This is a genomic window from Streptomyces sp. NPDC048057 (assembly GCF_040653095.1).
Lineage (GTDB): Bacteria > Actinomycetota > Actinomycetes > Streptomycetales > Streptomycetaceae > Streptomyces.
The window spans coordinates 1-1,159 of the sequence record NZ_JBEZNF010000087.1 but is presented as its reverse complement, the minus strand read 5'-3'; the positions used below and the strand labels follow the sequence as shown (position 1 = coordinate 1,159).

Here is a 1,159-nt window from a genome sequence, read left to right as displayed (position 1 = left end):
GAGGGGGAGCAGGTTCAGCGGCGCCGGGTGCGGTATCGCACGGTGGGTGACATGTCGTGCACGGGGGCGGTCGATTCGACCGCTAGCACGTTGGATGCGGTGATCGCGGAGATCGCCGCCTCACGGCTGACGGAACGAGGTGCCACCCGCGCGGACGACAAGATGTCGGAAGCGGCGATGGAGGACCGCAAGCGGGAGGGGTACTTCTAACCATGACCACTCACACGAGCAGGAGTACGGTCCCGGCGGAGTTGTCGGCGACGACGTTGTTGCGGTTCGCGACCGCCGGGTCCGTCGACGACGGCAAGTCCACCCTGGTCGGACGCCTCCTCCACGACTCGAAATCGATCTTGTCCGATCAGTTGGAGGCCGTGGAGCGGGCTTCCGCGCAACGCGGTGCCGACACACCCGATCTGGCATTGTTGACCGACGGACTCCGCGCGGAGCGGGAACAGGGCATCACCATCGATGTCGCCTACCGCTACTTCGCCACCCCCCGGCGCCGGTTCATCCTCGCGGACACGCCGGGGCACGTGCAGTACACCCGGAACATGGTCACCGGCGCTTCCACCGCCGATCTCGCGATCATTTTGGTGGATGCCCGCAACGGGATCGTGGAGCAGACCCGGCGTCATGCCGCGGTGGCGGCGTTGCTGCGGGTGCCGCACGTGATGGTCGCGGTCAACAAGATGGATCTGGTGGGGTGGGACGAGTCCGTGTTCGCCCAGATCGCGGGCACGTTCACCGCGTATGCGACCGCACTCGGGGTCCCCGAGATCACCACGATCCCGATCTCCGCGCTCACCGGGGACAACGTGGTCGATCCTTCCGCCCACATGGACTGGTACGGCGGCCCCACCGTCCTGGAACACCTCGAAACCGTGCCGGTCGCGCATGACCTGGCGACCTGCCACGCCCGCCTCCCCGTCCAGTACGTGATCCGTCCGCAGACGGCGGAGCATCCGGACTACCGGGGGTATGCGGGGCAGATCGCGGCGGGGTCGTTCCGCACGGGTCAGGAAGTGACCGTCCTGCCCGCCGGACACACCACCACGATCACCGGGATCGACGTGTTGGGGAAGAGCGTGGATGTGGCGTGGACACCCCAGTCCGTCACCCTCCTCCTCGCCGACGACCTCGACGTCTCCCGCGGTGACCT

Annotated in this window: 1 protein-coding gene and 1 pseudogene; both read left to right on the top strand. The window is 67.5% G+C overall.

Annotated features, from left to right (window positions below; genetic code table 11):
- Positions 1-210: pseudogene (locus AB0E05_RS36445) on the top strand (sulfate adenylyltransferase small subunit); the annotation flags it as partial.
- A gap of 2 nt (positions 211-212) precedes the next feature.
- The coding region (locus AB0E05_RS36440; RefSeq protein WP_361971918.1) for a GTP-binding protein at positions 213-1,159 on the top strand (947 nt) is incomplete at its 3' end.